General features: G+C 50.5%; 17 protein-coding genes and 1 tRNA gene. 4 read left to right on the forward strand and 14 right to left on the reverse strand.

The window, feature by feature from the left end:
* Positions 1 to 157: 157 nt before the first annotated feature.
* From EKN38_RS25815 to EKN38_RS21430, 3 genes are all read right to left on the reverse strand, one after another.
* Positions 158 to 478, reverse strand: a complete 321-nt coding sequence (locus EKN38_RS25815) for a hypothetical protein (RefSeq protein WP_014830806.1) — start codon at positions 476 to 478, stop codon at positions 158 to 160.
* Positions 479 to 705: 227 nt separating this feature from the next.
* Positions 706 to 1,020: a hypothetical protein gene (locus tag EKN38_RS21425; protein ID WP_014830805.1), complete on the reverse strand. Its 315-nt coding sequence runs from the start codon at positions 1,018 to 1,020 to the stop codon at positions 706 to 708.
* A 697-nt stretch (positions 1,021 to 1,717) separates the two neighbouring features.
* Positions 1,718 to 2,656, reverse strand: a complete 939-nt coding sequence (locus tag EKN38_RS21430; RefSeq protein ID WP_126522676.1) for a HEPN domain-containing protein — start codon at positions 2,654 to 2,656, stop codon at positions 1,718 to 1,720.
* 383 nt (positions 2,657 to 3,039) lie between these two features.
* On the opposite strand from EKN38_RS21430, the gene EKN38_RS21435 reads away from it, so the two are divergent.
* Positions 3,040 to 4,395, forward strand: a complete 1,356-nt coding sequence (locus tag EKN38_RS21435) for an FRG domain-containing protein (protein ID WP_126522679.1) — start codon at positions 3,040 to 3,042, stop codon at positions 4,393 to 4,395.
* A gap of 442 nt (positions 4,396 to 4,837) precedes the next feature.
* On the opposite strand, the gene EKN38_RS26075 is transcribed toward EKN38_RS21435, so the two are convergent.
* Entirely contained in the window at positions 4,838 to 4,966 is a 129-nt protein-coding gene (locus tag EKN38_RS26075; RefSeq protein WP_255320672.1) for a hypothetical protein, read from the reverse strand.
* Between EKN38_RS26075 and EKN38_RS26080 the strand changes: the two genes are divergently transcribed.
* Positions 4,967 to 5,164, forward strand: coding sequence for a hypothetical protein (locus tag EKN38_RS26080; RefSeq protein ID WP_260480570.1), 198 nt, complete (start codon positions 4,967 to 4,969; stop codon positions 5,162 to 5,164).
* A 6-nt stretch (positions 5,165 to 5,170) separates the two neighbouring features.
* Here EKN38_RS26080 and EKN38_RS25820 read toward each other — a convergent pair whose 3' ends face one another.
* The 4 genes from EKN38_RS25820 to proB all read right to left on the reverse strand — a co-directional run bounded on the left by EKN38_RS25820 (position 5,171) and on the right by proB (position 7,949).
* Entirely contained in the window at positions 5,171 to 5,317 is a 147-nt protein-coding gene (locus EKN38_RS25820; RefSeq protein ID WP_185812855.1) for a hypothetical protein, read from the reverse strand.
* 76 nt (positions 5,318 to 5,393) lie between these two features.
* Positions 5,394 to 5,469, reverse strand: a tRNA-Thr gene (locus EKN38_RS21445).
* 111 nt (positions 5,470 to 5,580) lie between these two features.
* Complete coding sequence (proA, locus tag EKN38_RS21450; protein WP_014830790.1) at positions 5,581 to 6,834, reverse strand: glutamate-5-semialdehyde dehydrogenase; 1,254 nt, start codon at positions 6,832 to 6,834, stop codon at positions 5,581 to 5,583.
* A gap of 11 nt (positions 6,835 to 6,845) precedes the next feature.
* Positions 6,846 to 7,949: a glutamate 5-kinase gene (gene proB, locus EKN38_RS21455; RefSeq protein WP_014830789.1), complete on the reverse strand. Its 1,104-nt coding sequence runs from the start codon at positions 7,947 to 7,949 to the stop codon at positions 6,846 to 6,848.
* A gap of 304 nt (positions 7,950 to 8,253) precedes the next feature.
* On the opposite strand from proB, the gene phoE reads away from it, so the two are divergent.
* The gene (gene phoE, locus EKN38_RS21460) at positions 8,254 to 9,306 is read left to right on the forward strand and encodes a phosphoporin PhoE (RefSeq protein WP_013095744.1); all 1,053 of its coding nucleotides are present in this window, start codon (positions 8,254 to 8,256) and stop codon (positions 9,304 to 9,306) included.
* Between the two features lie 101 nt (positions 9,307 to 9,407).
* Here the strand turns inward: phoE and crl are convergent, their stop codons facing one another.
* The 3 genes from crl to gpt form a co-directional block, all read right to left on the reverse strand.
* Positions 9,408 to 9,809: a sigma factor-binding protein Crl gene (gene crl / locus EKN38_RS21465; protein ID WP_043951572.1), complete on the reverse strand. Its 402-nt coding sequence runs from the start codon at positions 9,807 to 9,809 to the stop codon at positions 9,408 to 9,410.
* 57 nt (positions 9,810 to 9,866) lie between these two features.
* Complete coding sequence (gene frsA / locus EKN38_RS21470; RefSeq protein WP_014830787.1) at positions 9,867 to 11,111, reverse strand: esterase FrsA; 1,245 nt, start codon at positions 11,109 to 11,111, stop codon at positions 9,867 to 9,869.
* Between the two features lie 104 nt (positions 11,112 to 11,215).
* Positions 11,216 to 11,674 carry a xanthine phosphoribosyltransferase gene (gene gpt / locus EKN38_RS21475; protein ID WP_003863205.1) on the reverse strand — a complete coding sequence of 153 codons (459 nt, stop codon included), beginning with the start codon at positions 11,672 to 11,674 and terminating at the stop codon, positions 11,216 to 11,218.
* 259 nt (positions 11,675 to 11,933) lie between these two features.
* Here gpt and pepD point away from each other — a divergent pair, with 259 nt between their 5' ends.
* On the forward strand, positions 11,934 to 13,391 hold the full coding sequence (pepD, locus tag EKN38_RS21480) for a cytosol nonspecific dipeptidase (protein ID WP_050860507.1): 1,458 nt from the start codon (positions 11,934 to 11,936) through the stop codon (positions 13,389 to 13,391).
* A gap of 61 nt (positions 13,392 to 13,452) precedes the next feature.
* On the opposite strand, the gene dinB is transcribed toward pepD, so the two are convergent.
* The 3 genes from dinB to nqrF form a co-directional block, all read right to left on the reverse strand.
* A complete protein-coding gene (gene dinB, locus EKN38_RS21485) occupies positions 13,453 to 14,511 on the reverse strand; it encodes a DNA polymerase IV (RefSeq protein WP_014830786.1) in 1,059 nt (352 codons plus the stop codon).
* A 107-nt stretch (positions 14,512 to 14,618) separates the two neighbouring features.
* Entirely contained in the window at positions 14,619 to 14,819 is a 201-nt protein-coding gene (nqrM, locus tag EKN38_RS21490) for a (Na+)-NQR maturation NqrM (protein ID WP_072095035.1), read from the reverse strand.
* A 2-nt stretch (positions 14,820 to 14,821) separates the two neighbouring features.
* On the reverse strand, positions 14,822 to 16,045 hold the full coding sequence (nqrF, locus tag EKN38_RS21495) for an NADH:ubiquinone reductase (Na(+)-transporting) subunit F (protein ID WP_014830784.1): 1,224 nt from the start codon (positions 16,043 to 16,045) through the stop codon (positions 14,822 to 14,824).
* Positions 16,046 to 16,053: the final 8 nt, after the last annotated feature.

Genomic DNA, 16,053 nt, shown 5'->3' on the forward strand with positions numbered 1-16,053 from the left:
TTTGGCTTGTCGAGGAAAGCTGAAGTCTGGAGGCTTTATCTTTATATATCACGCGACTACTATTGGATATTGGCAACCATGAATACTCCAAAGTCTATAAAAAAATAGTGGGGTATGGTTTGAAGGCCAAGGTCATCTTTGATCTGATGAGTATTGATTAACTTTTTTCAGACCTGACATACCGCCATGATTTGTAGGAAATGATTGGTGGCTGAGCAAAACCACAGATCAAGAAAACAATCAGTATTGAAATCCCTCCTGAGAAAACATACCAATAATCATCCTGTTTTGAAAAAACGAGATAGATGAAAAAAAGTATGCCACAAGAGAAAATCCATAGTAGAGTTTTAAATCTTCTTGCTAAATCGTGGACTACCTCATCAAGATCCCCGCCATAATTCGCGATATTATTATTCAACTTTTGTATTTCTTTGCGAGTAAATCCAGAATGCAACAAAGAGTCTTCTGTGATCTTCATCCTTCTCTCCTCGGTTCATGCAATGTCCGTTTCGAGGGATGAGTATATTGATGTACTTTATCGCAATCCAGCCGAAACTTTGCGGCGGAGCCTATACCTTGTAGTTATTCTCTGGCGGGCTCAAGGCGTTGCGACTATTCAATGTTTATCGAGCATATGTGGTTTGTCTAAGTAACTGATTTCGGATAATAACAACCATAAAGCTTTATTAATTGTACAAGAACCAGTTAATTCTTTATAGTTTTTCGGTAACGCCAGGATTTATAGGAAATTACCGGCGGCTGTGCGAAGGACATAATGGCAACCCCAAAGATCATCGCCAGCCCCCATGCAATTACTCTATCAGGTGAGCTGAAGACGATAAGTAGTAACAGGATAAAGGTACAAACAGCCACCACTCCCGCCAAGGTAACAAATCGTCTGGCGAGGTCATTTATGGCCTCTCCAAGCGTTCCTCCATATTTTTCAATATTGCTTTTTATCTTCTGCAATTCGGGCTGCGTAAACCCTGAACGTAACAAAGCCTCATCAGTCACTTTCATATCGTCTCGTCCCTTAGCTCCCAGAAGTGTTTTCTCAACCGCTGATTGTGAAAATAATCATACTGATGAACTTTACAGCAATCCACATGATGTTTGTGCAATGTATCAGATTTCAGACAATAGAAGCCATAAAGCCCCATTAGTGGTACAAGCAACAAGCGGAGCGTAGCGACTGCATCAGTGTTCAGAAGGAGCACACCTTATCAGGGTGCTCGTGTACCTTTCGGAGCGTGAGCGAAGCGCTGCCTGCGTATCGTGTGCAGGTACGTTTAGCTCACAGGCCACACATCGGACTTTAATACTTGTGATCAATCTGTTTCGGGATGGTTTAGAGACGTTGGCAGCGTCATCAGCTTCGAGTTGATAGCGGTTCGTGGGGAGTGTTCACACTTTGTACCTGTTCGAGCTTTACAACTACAGGCCTACAGGCCGCTACGTGCTAACATCCCTGAATAGCTTCTGTTAACCATAGCGGCAACTGTTGGTCATAGAGTTTCTTAAAAAAGAGATAATAGGAATAAAACAAACCGTCATAAGCAACTGTTATTTCTACGTTTAATATTATTGTGTTTTATTAGATACCCCCATAAGTACCCCCAAATAGTTTTAGCTTAAAATTAAATTGACCGAATTACTTTCAAGTGTGAATTTTTTGAGGTAATTCGCTTAATGTGACCGCGCAACTATTTAAGTGATTTTAAGTAAGAAGTCTTTCTTCATAATCTTCAACAGTTGGCATTCTGCCTAGCTCTGTCATCCGGCAAACTAGTTGCGATAGGAGCTTCCTTACCTCAATTATATGCTCAACTAAGTGATGATCTGACGTAACTCCACCGTGTACCGCTTTAGAGCGATAATCATACAGTTTCTTTATCCTGCGATACGCCTCTAAACGCTGTACCCCTCTTTCTTCAAGATATGCCGCCGCCATGAGCGCCAGCCGGAAACGAAGTTCGGAGTTTATGCCAAAAAGAGCCTCAATTCCTGCCCATAACGCTGCGGCAGACATCCGTAAATTGGCGTGTTGGTTGTGGGTCGTAAGAGAATCTATAGCTAGTCTAAAGGCCGGGAACTCAAGCAAAGTTATCCAATTTTCTAAGTATTGTTGAACCCAATCGAGAGCCTCAAGCGATAGTTCTTTAACGGTATCTATTCGACGAGTTGCAGGTACGTCTTCAAGAAGTTGTACTTCGCAGGAGTTTGAGTTCATCGCGGGGAAAACATCCCATGATACATTTGCTACCGCGGGGACAAGTACCTCAATGAGAGTACGACATCTGATCGCCGATAAGATCCACCATCCTATGTTTAACTCTGTCTGTTGAAGAGTTGAATTACAGCATTGCAAAGCAAGTTCATGCGTTAATGCAGGCATATGGCGAGCAATAGGGCTTAGTAAGGATTTATTCTTAAGGGCAGCAGCAAGCTCGATTTCTCCTGGCGGATAAAGTACTTCTCTTAAAACGCCGATACCCTCAAAAATATAGGGACTTTTACTAAAGGTTAGACCAGACAAAGCAAAACATATTTCATGTTGCTCTCGTAAATGCTTTATTTTTTCCGACGCGTATTGCTTACGCCGCTCAAAGTGGGCTGTTAAATCCAATAACCTATCCTTACTATACTCTTTTTCCATATTTTACAGCTCCTTAGATAGCTTCATATACCTTAGACCATAGAGCTTATTGAAATGACTCGACTGTAAACCATAAGCATGTTAGCAGAATAAAATTTAATGTAGACTATATAAGGATAAAACCAAATGAACAACTAAATTAATGATAATTTTGTGATTTCAAGTCTATTGTAAGATAACAAGCAGCTTAGAGAAATCATTTATTTTCAATAAATATGTGATCAAGGTTGCACATTCTAATTTTTGTATATAATACTTTGCACAAGCCACGTGTTATTTTTATGTATGTTTTATTAATCGATATTCATAACAAAACAAGGTATAATAACTATTTGTTATATAACAATTAATTTTATTGTCACTTCTTATTAAAAGGATTGCTTATGTTTAATTTAATAGTTGCTGGTGATATTTATAACTTCATCAAAGAAGATTCTGGCCGCGAAAACTTTTCAGTTTCACGTTTACTTGAATCAACACCAGAGGATATTAGAAATAATTTACTACCTCTCACTGATGAATCTCTAGAATATCTTTCTTCATTACCTGTATTATTTATGACGGAACCGGAAAGAGAGTGGGGCGAGGATTTTGACACATCTGAATACTCTGAGATCAGAATAGGTAGTATTAGTGATTTAAAAATCACTAAATTGGGGCGAGATACAGTTATTGCATTCAACTTTAAAATTGAAAGAAATCTCGGTAAATGCAAATTAAATGATGAAAGTCATTATTCCGATGCTCTATCCCTAGGTGGCTTCGGACTACACAGAACTCACTGGTCAATAAAACGACTTGATATTGACACAGTATTAGATTTACTTGGTATAGAGGGACAATTACCTCCAGTTCAGCCTAAAAAAACCAACCTCCCAAACAAAACCGAAGATATCGTAATATCTGATGTTAATACCTATCTTGATAAAGTATTGAAACATAACTTTGATGAGGATGAAGAGGTATTTTATCGCGGACATTCAGATCATCGGTATGAATTGGAACCATCATTATACCGTAAAAGTCCGCAGGGGGTTTTTCGTTATAGGCAACATGAATCAGAAATGATTACAGAACTATTAACAGTCCAACCATCCGAATTTACTACCGATAGATATATGCTCGATAAACTGGTTCGAATGCAACACTACGGTCTTCCAACACGTTTACTTGATGTAACCACAAATCCTCTCATTGCCCTTTACTTCGCATGTTCCAGTAAAAAAATAGAAAAGGGAAGTGAGGTTGATGGTAATGTGATAATTATTACCACAAAAAAAAATCAAATTAAGTTCTTTGACTCTGATACGGTTAGTTGTATTGCAAACCTTTCGCGTTTGCCTGAACATCTAAAAAAGGAATTAGATTTCAACCTTAACAAGCATGAATTTAATAAAACTGATCCTTGTGCGCAACTCTTACATTTAATTAAGGATGAAAAATCATATTTCAAAGATGTCATTGAACCTTCTGACTTAAGAAGCCTACTTGTTGTGAAGGGAAGAATGACAAACCCAAGAATTAACTCTCAGTCAGGGGCATTCTTAATATTCGGTGAAGACGCCGTTCTTCCTGAAACAGGTTTTAGTGAGATAAAAATAAAAAAACTACGTATACAAAACAAAAGTGGTTTAATGAAAGAGCTCGCACGCTTTGGTATCAACGAAAGTACAGTTTATCCAGGCATTGAAAAAGCGGCAGGGGAAATTGCAAAAAAATATGATATTTCAAAAATATAAAGTTTAATAGTTGTTCTCATGAAAATACTGACTGAAGCAACTGTAACTTAGAGCGCGTACAGCCAAAATTCCCACTGGCTGTGTCGGTGGGTGACAAGTTTTGACAACTCAATCTGAACGCCAGCTTCCGGGTAAACTGGAACATCGATCTGAAAGAGGCTCGAGGATAGTTGCAAAGGGGGGAGTGCTTAACACCTCCCCTTCACGAGTTCGTATACCTGAAGTTTTCTGAAGCGGTAGCGGTTGACACTTACCTCCTGGTTTTCCCTAGTAAGGCATAACAAACCATAACAGGCTGACACCTGCCCTGCTTCGCATCAGCCCTTTACACGTTAGCTGCAGCTGTTGTGCGTGAGCGTTAGGATCCGTTAGGTTGGGTTGACACTTTTCCCTGTTTTTCACGAAAAAGTGTCAAGTAGAGGAGTTAGGTTTGGCCGGGGGTTTACAGTTTCTCACCTGCCAGCAGACAGAGTGCCTTTAATCCTGTTTCGCTCCAGTCATCCTGGGTGTCGGGATGCATTGCGGCCACATAGGCCAGCTCGGAACGCAGGAAACGCAGACCACCAGCCATGTGATCTTTGCCATAGAAGCTGTGGGTTTCTTCATCCAGCCGGAAGAGAATCAGCAGTTGTTCATCGGGCTCGTGTTCAACATCAAAACTCAGCCCAGCGGCTGCGAACTCTATCCGCTGGCCAGCATCAATACCAGCCGCCAGCTCTTTCCCGCCGTCATGCTCCCATACCCATACGGCGGCCTGCTTATCTTCTGAATGTGTCTACCGCTGGCTGCCTTTGAGCATCGCGCTGACATGTTCGCTTAACTGGTCAAGGCAGGTCATGCGTGGCTGTACGTCTGATGGATCGTCGTCCTTACCGTAAACGAGATTGTTATACCTGTGTAATTCGTGTGACGTCTTTTCCATTCAAAGGACTTCAGAACCTAAAATGTTCCACAGTCAAAATAATGAAAATATGAAGGGTGCGTAACTTTTGAAATGATGGTGCCGATAATAGGAGTCGAACCTACGACCTTCGCATTACGAATGCGCTGCTCTACCAACTGAGCTATATCGGCCCTGAGAGGCCGGTTACGAGCGTAACCACGGGGCAAAAGGTTAGATCTATCCGGGTGATGCGTCAATGCCCTTTTGAATCAAACGGCTATTTTTGCATCACCCGTGATTATTTACGCACGAATCGTATCGTCGCCGATGCCGATCCACTTGTAGGTGGTCAACGCTTCCAGGCCCATCGGACCACGCGCATGCAGTTTCTGCGTGCTGACGGCCACTTCCGCGCCCAGACCAAACTGTCCACCGTCGGTGAAGCGGGTTGATGCGTTCACGTACACGGCAGAAGAATCTACCTCGTTCACAAAGCGGTCGGCATTGCGCAGCGTGCGCGTCAGGATGGCATCAGAGTGCTGAGTACCATGCTCCCGGATGTGCGCGATAGCGTCGTCGAGATCGGCCACGATCTTCACGTTCAGATCCAGAGACAGGAACTCGTCGTCGTACTGCTCCGCGTTTACCGGCACCACCGTCGCCGGGCCGTCTTTCAGCAGCGCAAGCGCCTTCTCGTCCGCGTGCAGCGTGACGCCACTCTCGGCCATCTGCTTGCTCAGGGCTGGCAGGAAGGTGTTTGCGATACCCTGATGCACCAGCAGCGTTTCCACCGTATTACAGGTGCTTGGACGCTGGGTTTTGGCATTCACGATAATCTTCAGCGCCGGTGCAATCTCGGCGCTCTCGTCCACCACGATATGGCACACGCCGATACCGCCGGTGATCACCGGGATCGTCGACTGCTCACGGCACAGCTTGTGCAGGCCCGCGCCACCGCGTGGGATCAGCATGTCGATGTATTTGTCCATGCGCAGCATCTCGTTCACCAGCGCACGGTCCGGACTTTCGATGGCCTGCACGGCACCTGCCGGTAAGCCGCACTCCTGCAGCGCCTGCTGGATGACTTTCACCGTCGCGGCGTTGGTGCGCCAGGTCTCTTTCCCGCCGCGCAGAATGGCGGCGTTACCGGTCTTCAGGCACAGGGAAGCGACATCCACCGTCACATTCGGGCGGGCTTCATAAATCACGCCGATAACGCCGAGCGGCACGCGGCGGCGCTCCAGACGTAAACCGCTGTCGAGCAGTCCCCCGTCAATCACCTGCCCGACCGGATCGGCCAGGTTACAAACCTGACGAACATCGTCGGCGATGCCTTTCAGGCGTGCCGGGGTCAGCGCCAGACGGTCAAGCATCGCTTCGCTCAGACCATTACGACGCGCTTCCAGCAGATCCTGTTCGTTGGCGAGGAGGATTTCCTGCGACTGCGATTCCAGATAATCAGCGATTTTTTCCAGCACGCGGTTTTTCTCGCGGCTGGAAAGGAGCGCCAGTTTGTAAGAGGCGGCCTTGGCGGCAGCACCCATTTGTTCCAGCATGTTCTGGCTCCTTAACGAATAATCATGTCATCACGATGCACGGCAACCGGGCCATACTCGTAGCCCAGAATCGCGTCGATCTGCTGCGAGTGGTGACCCGCAATGCGGCGCAGGGCATCGCTGTTGTAGCGGCTGACGCCGTGGGCGATGTCGCGACCTTCAAGGTTACGAATACGGATCACTTCACCACGGGAGAAGTTGCCTGTCACGTTTTTAATTCCTTTAGGAAGCAATGAACTCCCTCTTTCCAGAATCGCCGCGGTCGCCCCTTCATCCACGGTCAGTTCACCTGCCGGCGGCGCGCCAAAAATCCAGCGTTTGCGGTTTTCCAGCGGGGATGCCTGGGCGTGGAAGCGCGTGCCGACGGAAATGCCTTCCATTACGTCGCCAATGACGCCAGGACGGCTGCCCGCCGCAATGATGGTGTCGATACCGGCACGGCAGGCCACATCCGCCGCCTGCAGTTTGGTGCCCATGCCGCCCGTTCCCAGGCCAGAGACGCTGTCACCGGCGATGGCGCGCAGCGCATCGTCAATGCCGTGGACATCGGTAATCAGTTCAGCTTCCGGGTTGGAGCGCGGATCTGCGGTAAACAGCCCCTGCTGGTCGGTCAGGAGCAAGAGCTTGTCGGCACCGGCCAGGATCGCCGCCAGTGCAGAGAGGTTATCGTTGTCACCCACTTTGATTTCAGCGGTAGCCACGGCGTCGTTTTCGTTAATCACCGGGACGATATTGTTGTCTAGCAGCGCGCGCAGCGTATCGCGGGCGTTCAGGAAGCGTTCTCTGTCTTCCATATCCGCGCGCGTCAGCAGCATCTGCCCGACGTGAATGCCATAGATTGAGAACAACTGTTCCCAGAGTTGAATGAGTCGGCTTTGTCCCACGGCGGCCAGCAGCTGTTTAGAGGCGATCGTCGCGGGGAGTTCGGGGTAACCCAGATGTTCACGCCCGGCGGCAATCGCCCCGGAGGTCACGATAACAATACGATGCCCTGCGGCATGCAGCTGAGCGCACTGACGTACAAGCTCAACAATGTGGGCGCGATTTAGGCGGCGCGATCCGCCTGTTAAAACACTGGTGCCGAGTTTTACCACCAGCGTCTGGCTGTCACTCATGATTCTCTGCCGTTCAACGATAAGGGAAAGTGATGTCGAACGAACGTTTTAACAGGTGTCAGGCTCGTTGCCAACTGCCACAGCACATCGCGAAACACTTTGTTGCGCGGGATCAGGAAGCGTAGCGGCGGATTTTGACAATTTTATTACCGAAATAATAAATCACAGTTTTTTAAAATTAATCTTAATTTGTCATAAAAGTTTCATTCCGTAACGTTAAAACCCTTTCTGTTTTTTCACGGGACTTAAGCATGAGCTTATCGTCCAGCGAATTTTTAAGCGCGTTTATAAGACAGGATCGAAAATGAAAAAGAGCACTCTGGCATTAATGGTTATGGGCGTTGTGGCTTCCGCATCTGTTCACGCTGCCGAAGTTTATAATAAAAACGGCAACAAACTGGACGTGTACGGCAAAGTTAAAGCAATGCACTACATCAGTGATGACGATTCAAAAGATGGTGACCAGACATACGTGCGTTTCGGTTTTAAAGGTGAAACCCAGATCAACGATCAGCTGACGGGCTATGGCCGTTGGGAAGCGGAATTTGCAGGCAACAAAGCAGAGAGCGATTCCACTCAGAAAACGCGTCTGGCATTCGCCGGTCTGAAGCTGAAAGACTTTGGTTCTCTGGATTACGGTCGTAATCTGGGCGCGCTGTATGACGTGGAAGCCTGGACCGATATGTTCCCTGAGTTTGGCGGCGACTCTTCCGCTCAGACCGATAACTTCATGACCAAGCGAGCAAGCGGCCTTGCCACTTACCGCAACACCGACTTCTTCGGCGCGGTTGACGGCCTGGATATGACTCTGCAATACCAGGGTAAAAACGAAAACCGCGACGTCAAAAAACAGAACGGTGACGGTTTTGGTACGTCTCTGACGTATGACTTCGGTGGCAGCGATTTCGCGGTAAGCGGCGCGTACACTAACTCTGACCGTACCAACGCGCAGAACCTGCTGACCCGCGGCGAAGGCAAAAAAGCCGAAGCCTGGGCAACCGGTCTGAAATATGATGCGAACGATATCTACCTGGCGGCGATGTACTCCGAAACCCGCAATATGACCCCAATTTCTGGCGGCTTTGCCAATAAAGCGCAGAACTTTGAAGTGGTCGCACAATATCAGTTCGATTTCGGTCTGCGTCCATCCCTGGGTTATGTCCAGTCTAAAGGCAAGGATATCGAAGGTATTGGCGATGAAGATCTGGTGAAATATATCGACGTCGGCGCGACCTATTATTTCAACAAAAACATGTCCGCGTTTGTTGATTATAAAATCAACCAGATTGATGACGATAACAAACTGGGCGTGAGCAGCGATGATATCGTTGCCCTGGGTATGACCTACCAGTTCTGAGTCGGCTGTAATAAAAAAACCGGCATTACGCCGGTTTTTTTGTGCCCGGTGGCGCTGCGCTTACCGGGCCTACGGGATCATCACCCGGCATTATTTCATCTTTACGCCGTCAATTTCGCCGCTTCGCTGGAAAAATCATCCGCAGGCTCAAGCTTCAGATCCAGCGTGGCCAGTAAATCACGCGCCTTGTCGTGGAACTCTTTGAGGGTATATTCCAGGCGATCAATCACTTCCTGATCTTTAATGCTGGTAGCCTGCCAGTTGCCGTCTTTATTAAACAGGCCAAACTGGTAGCTATAGGTAAAACGTTTCTCTTCTGCTTCCATTTCCATCCACCAGCCCCAGAATTCACGTTTTTCGGGTGCAGGCTTCACGTTGACGCATACAGCCAGGCAGTCGAAAAAAAAGCGATTCTCTTCACACTGCTCTTCTCGAATATACGGGCCAAGAGCCATGAACTTCTTAATCAATCTACTTTTCGGGTGTCCACTCGGTAACGTCATTACGATCTCCTTTTGTGAAGCCACTGTTTTACCAAACCATCAAAATTTAGCAATCTCTTAACACAATCTCTGGGCGATCCAACGCGTAATCTCTTTTAACGCTTTGTCAAAATTCTGATACACCGGGCTGAAGGGGACTTCGAGCAATTTGCCATCCGCAGATGACGATGTGATTAAGCGTGACTCTTCTTCCGGGCTGAACGGATCGTTTTTCCAGAAGCCGGACAGCATCGGCGTTGGACAACGGCGTCCCAGCAGGCCCTGCGTTTTTAACGAGTAACGATTGAGTTCCACACGTAGCGCTTCGTCTGATGCATCATGCATGCCAAGGCGGCTGGCCAGCACGTCGAGGTACATTTCTGGCACATTTCCCTGGCGGGACGGATCGCTGAGCAGGGCGTGAACCACCGGCCCAAGACAGGCCACGGCCTTCAGGCGCGACGCCTCAAGATAGGCCAGACGCACGGCCACGTTCGCCCCAAAGCGGAAGCCAAATGCCGCGACGCGGGTGTGGTCGACCCACGGAATGTTTTCCAGGGCTTTTAGCGCATGCTGGTGCAGAAGACTGGAATCCTGCGTCAGTTTCCATTTGGATGAAAACCCAATAGAAGGCATATCAAGCGTCAGCATCGCGATACCTTTTGGGGCGAAGTAACGCTCATACAGGCTGTAATAGTCGATTTGCAGCGAATCCAGCCCACCGCACATGAGCACGGTGGGGAACGGGCCGTCGCCTTCAGGCATATGCAGGAATCCGGTCACGGACGCACCGCCGGGAATGGTGAACTCCAGCTCACGCATCCTGCCCGGCAAGCGTTGGGCAGCCTCTTCATAGGCACGGTTTGCCAGCGCCTGCGCCTGCTCTGCCAGTTCATCCCCTTTTAAGTGCGGGTATGCGGCAATGGCGTAAAGGTTAGCCGCATGCAGCCAGTGCTTGCCGCTGAGGGTGGCGTCCTCTTCCTGGCTGGCTTTTTGCTGCCAGAGCATCGCCTGCTTCGACCATTCGTAGATCCAGTTGCCGCCGCGGTAACCCACCACCGTATCGTAAAGTTCGCTGTCGGTACGCTCGGCTTCACTCATGACGATACGCGCCTGCACGTCGAGGATTTCCCGCGGATCGATACCGCGCCAGATCCACATCAGGCGGTTAATCATGCGATACCAGTGAGGCACGTTTTTACCGTCTAACGCAGACTGGACGGCAGGCTGGTTCCCCGGATTGAAGCGACGCACCAGCGTCGAAGTTTCAGGGTGCTTGAAACGGGGTTTGAAGAGTGTCTCGGTGAGATTCGCCTGCGTCATTGCGTTGCCTCCATGGATACGTCATATAGTGTCCATTGTAACGCGTGGCAGGATAAAAAGAACAACGCCCGGCATAGCCGGGCGTGTAAAGTTACGTGCGGGAATTAACGGCCGGAAATAGGCGGTACGAAGACCACGCCCATGTCCCACGGCTGTTCAATCCAGGTATCCTGTGGGATATCAATCACGTAATCGTCAACCAGTGGGCGGCCAGCCGGTTTCGCGAAGATGGTGACGAAATGCGCTTTAGGGTACATTTCGCGGATAGCCACCGCGGTACCGCCGGTATCCACCAGGTCATCGATAACGATGAAACCTTCACCGTCGCCTTCCGCGCGTTTCAGCACTTTCAGCTCACGCTGGTTGTCGTGGTCATAGCTGGAGATGCAGACGGTATCGACATGACGAATACCCAGCTCACGCGCCAGCAGCGCCCCCGGTACCAGACCGCCACGGCTAACGGCAATAATGCCTTTCCACTGTTCAGAAGGCATCAGACGCGCGGCCAGTTTGCGTGCGTGGATCTGCAACATGTCCCAGGTGACGACGTATTTTTCGCTCATGTGAAGTGTCCCAGCCTGTTTTTATACGGCTTAAAAAGTGTTCGAGGGGGAAAAGGTTGCGCGAGATTATAGAGATCTGACGCACTAAAAACCAGTGTTTAGCGCCCTCTGCCTGAGTTTTTACATGCTTTATGCTACCAGCCATCGGAGAAAGTGGTATTCTCAGTTGCATCTCGCAAGCCTGACTTGTGGTAACTATTAACCTGCTAACCCTGTGACCTGCAACTCGCTTTGCAGGGCATCGACAAGGAGACTTATCGTGTCTGAACTGTCTCAATTATCTCCGCAACCGCTGTGGGATATTTTTGCCAAAATCTGCTCCATTCCACACCCGTCTTACCATGAAGAACAGCTTGCCGAACATATTATGGGTTGGGCGAAGGAAAAAGGTCTGCACGCTGAACGTGACCAGGTTGGCAACATTCTGATCCGCAAACCGGCGACCGCTGGCATGGAAAACCGTAAACCGGTGGTCCTGCAGGCGCACCTGGACATGGTGCCACAGAAAAACAACGACACCGTTCACGACTTCACGAAAGACCCGATCCAGCCGTACATCGACGGCGACTGGGTGAAAGCGCGCGGCACCACGCTGGGTGCAGATAACGGTATCGGTATGGCCTCTGCGCTGGCGGTACTGGCGGACGACAGTGTTGAGCACGGTCCACTGGAAGTGCTGCTGACCATGACCGAAGAAGCGGGAATGGACGGTGCGTTCGGTCTGCAGGCAAACTGGCTGCAGGCGGATATTCTGATCAACACCGACTCCGAAGAAGAAGGCGAGATCTACATGGGCTGCGCGGGCGGGATTGATTTCATCTCTACCCTGCCGCTCTCCCGTGAAGCGGTGCCTGCTGGCTTCCAGACCTTCAAGCTGACGCTGAAAGGGCTGAAAGGCGGCCACTCCGGCGGTGATATTCACTTAGGCCTGGGCAACGCCAACAAACTGCTGGCACGCTTCCTGGCGGGCCACGCGGCTGAGCTGGACCTGCGTCTGGTCGATTTCAACGGCGGTACGCTGCGCAACGCAATCCCACGTGAAGCGTTCGCGACAGTAGCCGTTCCAGCCGCAAAAGCGGACGAGCTGAAAAAACTCTCCAGCGTCTATCTGGATATCCTGAAAAACGAACTGTCCGCGAAAGAGAAGAACCTGACCGTGGTGCTGGAATCCGTGTCCACGGATAAAGCCGCACTGACCACCCCGTCTCGTGACACCTTTATTCAGCTGTTAAACGCGACGCCAAACGGCGTGATCCGCAACTCAGACGTCGCGAAAGGCGTGGTTGAAACCTCTCTGAACGTGGGCGTGGTCACCATGGGCGACGACAGCGCAGAGATCATCTGCCTGATCCGATCGCTTATCGACACCGGTAAAGAGTACGTGGTGAGCATGCTGGAATCTCTGGGCACGCTGGCCGGTGCGAAAACCTCTGCCAAAGGCAGCTACCCAGGCTGGCAGCCGGACGCAAGCTCTCCGGTGATGGCACTGGTGCGTGAAACATACCAGCGTCTGTTCAACAGCACTCCGAACATTCAGGTGATCCACGCGGGTCTGGAATGTGGCCTGTTCAAGAAGCCGTACCCGAACATGGACATGGTCTCCATTGGGCCAACCATTACCGGACCACACTCGCCGGATGAGCAGGTTCACATTGAAAGCGTGGGCCATTACTGGACCCTGCTGACTGAACTGCTGAAAGCGATTCCTGCTAAGTAATACCCTCACCCCAGCCCTCTCCCAATGGGAGAGGGTCAACAACGTCGCGCCACCGGCCTTTTTACAATCCCAATACCAGCTGACGTTCCAGCTGCGGATCCAGCAAGGTAACGTGTAACCCCACCAGCCTGACCCCTCGCCCGCCCCGACGTTCATCCCAGGCCTTTTTCGCCGTCGCGATGAGATCCTCTTTATTCAGACGCGGCCAGACGTGCTCCTGGGTCGTCTGCTGGAAATCGTTGAACTTCAGTTTCACGCCCTGACGGGCAATCAGCAGGTCCGGTTTGACCTTTATCAGGCGTCGCTCCAGCTCAGGATAGAGCTGCTCCGTGATGATGGTTTCGCATTCAGACCAGTTATGAATATCTTCAATCAGTGTGCGTTCAACCCCGACCGACTTTCGCAGCCGCTCGCTGCTGACACTGCGCTCATCTATCCCCTGACTGCGCTCCCACAGCACGCGGCCAAATTTTCCAAAGCGTTTAAGCAGCATGGCTAAATCGCTGCGCTGCACATCTTCGCAGGTTCGCAGCCCCATACTTTCCAGCTTTGCCGCAGAGACTTTGCCGACGCCCGGGATTTTGCCGAGCGGCAGCGTTTTTAAAAACGCCGGGACCTCTTCCGGGGTGATCACGTACTGGCCGTCGGGCTTGTTGAGATCGGACGCTATTTTGGCGAGGAACTTCACCGGTGCGACACCCGCCGACGCGGTCAGATTCAGTTCATTGAAGATAGTCCGGCGGATCTCCTGCGCCATCAGCGTCGCGGAGCCGTGACAGTGCACGCTGTCGGTGACATCAAGATACGCTTCGTCCAGCGACAGAGGTTCAATCAGGGAGGTGTAGCGGGAGAAAATTTCGCGGATATGCAGGGAGGCTTCTTTATACGCCTCAAACCGGCCAGGCAGGAGCGTGAGATGAGGGCAAAGCTTTAAGGCCATCGCCGTCGGCATGGCGCTACGCACGCCAAACTTACGCGCAGGATAGTTGGCGGTGCTGATCACCCCGCGCTGCACGCGGCTACCGCCAATCGCAATGGGGATATCCCGCAGCGCCGGGTTGTCACGCATCTCCACTGCGGCAAAAAAGCAGTCCATATCGACATGGATTATTTTGCGCATAGTAAGCCCTCACTCATCACTGGATAAGTATACAGTAAACAAATGAGGGTTGAGAAGTGTGCGTGAGAATTGTCGGGTGGCGGCTTCGCCTCACCCGACCTACCAGATTAAATGATGCGCTGCTGTTCGCGGGCCATCCGTTTTTTGCGGGCGTCGCACGGTTCCGGGCAGTCGCAGACCTTTTCCATGCCAATGGACGAGATCCCACCGCAACTGCCCTGAATGCTTTTGCGCTTAATGATCCAGCCTAACGACATGCCGAGTATCACCAGCACAAAGACCACGAAGGTGGCCAGAAACGTCAGCATCATCAGCCTCCAAAATCGTCCAGCAGGATGTTCTCATCTTCCACGCCCAGATCTTTAAGCATCTTGATCACTGCAGCGTTCATCACTGGCGGACCACACATATAAAACTCGCAGTCTTCCGGCGCAGGATGCTGTTTGAGGTAGTTTTCATACAGCACGTTGTGGATGAAGCCCGTATGGCCGGTCCAGTTATCTTCCGGCTGCGGATCGGAGAGCGCCACATGGAAGGTGAAGTTAGGGTTTTCACGCGCCAGCTGTTCGAACTCATCGTCATAGAACATCTCACGCAGTGAACGCGCCCCGTACCAGAAGCTGATTTTACGCTGACTGCCAAGCCGCTTGAGCTGGTCGAAAATGTGCGAACGCATCGGCGCCATACCTGCACCACCGCCGATAAATACCATTTCGGCATCCGTCTCTTTCGCAAAGAACTCGCCAAACGGGCCGGAGATGGTCACCTTGTCGCCTGGTTTTAATGACCAGATATACGATGACATGACGCCCGGCGGCGCATGCGGTACCGCTGGCGGCGGCGTGGCGATACGCACGTTAAGCATGATGATACCCTTCTCTTCCGGGTAGTTCGCCATGGAGTAAGCACGAAGCGCGGGCTCTTTAACCTCCGAGACAAAGCGGAAGAGGTTGAATTTATCCCAGTCGGCACGGTATTCGTCAGGCACGTCGAAGTCGGCGTAGGCCACGGTGTGCTCCGGACATTCAATCTGGATATAGCCCCCCGCCCGGAACGGAACGCTCTCTCCTTCAGGCACCCGCAGCTTAAGCTCTTTGATAAAGGTGGCTTTGTTATCGTTGGAGATAACTTCGCATTCCCATTTTTTGACGCCGAAAATCTCCTCCGGCAGTTCAATTTTCATGTTCTGGCGCACCGCGACCTGACAGGCCAGACGGCAGCCCTCTTTCGCCTCACGCTTGGTGATGTGCGACAGTTCAGTGGGCAGAATATCGCCACCGCCCTCTTTCACCTTTACGCGGCACTGCCCGCAGGAGCCACCGCCACCGCAGGCCGAAGAGACGAAGATGCCGTTGCCGGCAAGCGTATTCAGCAGTTTATCGCCGGCTGGCGTGCGGATCTGGTTCTGCGGTTCATCGTTGATATCAATAATGACATCGCCGGAGTTCACCAGCTTCGCGCGCGCTACCAGAATCAACCCCGACAGCACCAGTACAATCAGCGTGAACATCGCCACGCCAAGCATAATTTCCATCAGTTAGC

The organism is Enterobacter sp. WCHEn045836, from assembly GCF_003965585.1.
Classification (GTDB): domain Bacteria; phylum Pseudomonadota; class Gammaproteobacteria; order Enterobacterales; family Enterobacteriaceae; genus Enterobacter; species Enterobacter dissolvens.

Coding starts and splice junctions, on each gene's coding strand:
- EKN38_RS21435 (WP_126522679.1), top strand. CDS start 3,040: ATGTTTAATTTAATAGTTGCTGGTGATATTTATAACTTCATCAAAGAA.
- phoE (WP_013095744.1), top strand. CDS start 8,254: ATGAAAAAGAGCACTCTGGCATTAATGGTTATGGGCGTTGTGGCTTCC.
- proB (WP_014830789.1), bottom strand. CDS start 7,949: ATGAGTGACAGCCAGACGCTGGTGGTAAAACTCGGCACCAGTGTTTTA.
- EKN38_RS21425 (WP_014830805.1), bottom strand. CDS start 1,020: ATGAAAGTGACTGATGAGGCTTTGTTACGTTCAGGGTTTACGCAGCCC.
- EKN38_RS25815 (WP_014830806.1), bottom strand. CDS start 478: ATGAAGATCACAGAAGACTCTTTGTTGCATTCTGGATTTACTCGCAAA.
- proA (WP_014830790.1), bottom strand. CDS start 6,834: ATGCTGGAACAAATGGGTGCTGCCGCCAAGGCCGCCTCTTACAAACTG.
- crl (WP_043951572.1), bottom strand. CDS start 9,809: ATGACGTTACCGAGTGGACACCCGAAAAGTAGATTGATTAAGAAGTTC.
- nqrM (WP_072095035.1), bottom strand. CDS start 14,819: ATGCTGACGTTTCTGGCCACCTTCGTGGTCTTTGTGCTGGTGATACTC.
- frsA (WP_014830787.1), bottom strand. CDS start 11,111: ATGACGCAGGCGAATCTCACCGAGACACTCTTCAAACCCCGTTTCAAG.
- EKN38_RS25820 (WP_185812855.1), bottom strand. CDS start 5,317: ATGGAAAAGACGTCACACGAATTACACAGGTATAACAATCTCGTTTAC.
- gpt (WP_003863205.1), bottom strand. CDS start 11,674: ATGAGCGAAAAATACGTCGTCACCTGGGACATGTTGCAGATCCACGCA.
- nqrF (WP_014830784.1), bottom strand. CDS start 16,045: ATGGAAATTATGCTTGGCGTGGCGATGTTCACGCTGATTGTACTGGTG.
- EKN38_RS26075 (WP_255320672.1), bottom strand. CDS start 4,966: ATGGCTGGTGGTCTGCGTTTCCTGCGTTCCGAGCTGGCCTATGTGGCC.
- EKN38_RS21430 (WP_126522676.1), bottom strand. CDS start 2,656: ATGGAAAAAGAGTATAGTAAGGATAGGTTATTGGATTTAACAGCCCAC.
- dinB (WP_014830786.1), bottom strand. CDS start 14,511: ATGCGCAAAATAATCCATGTCGATATGGACTGCTTTTTTGCCGCAGTG.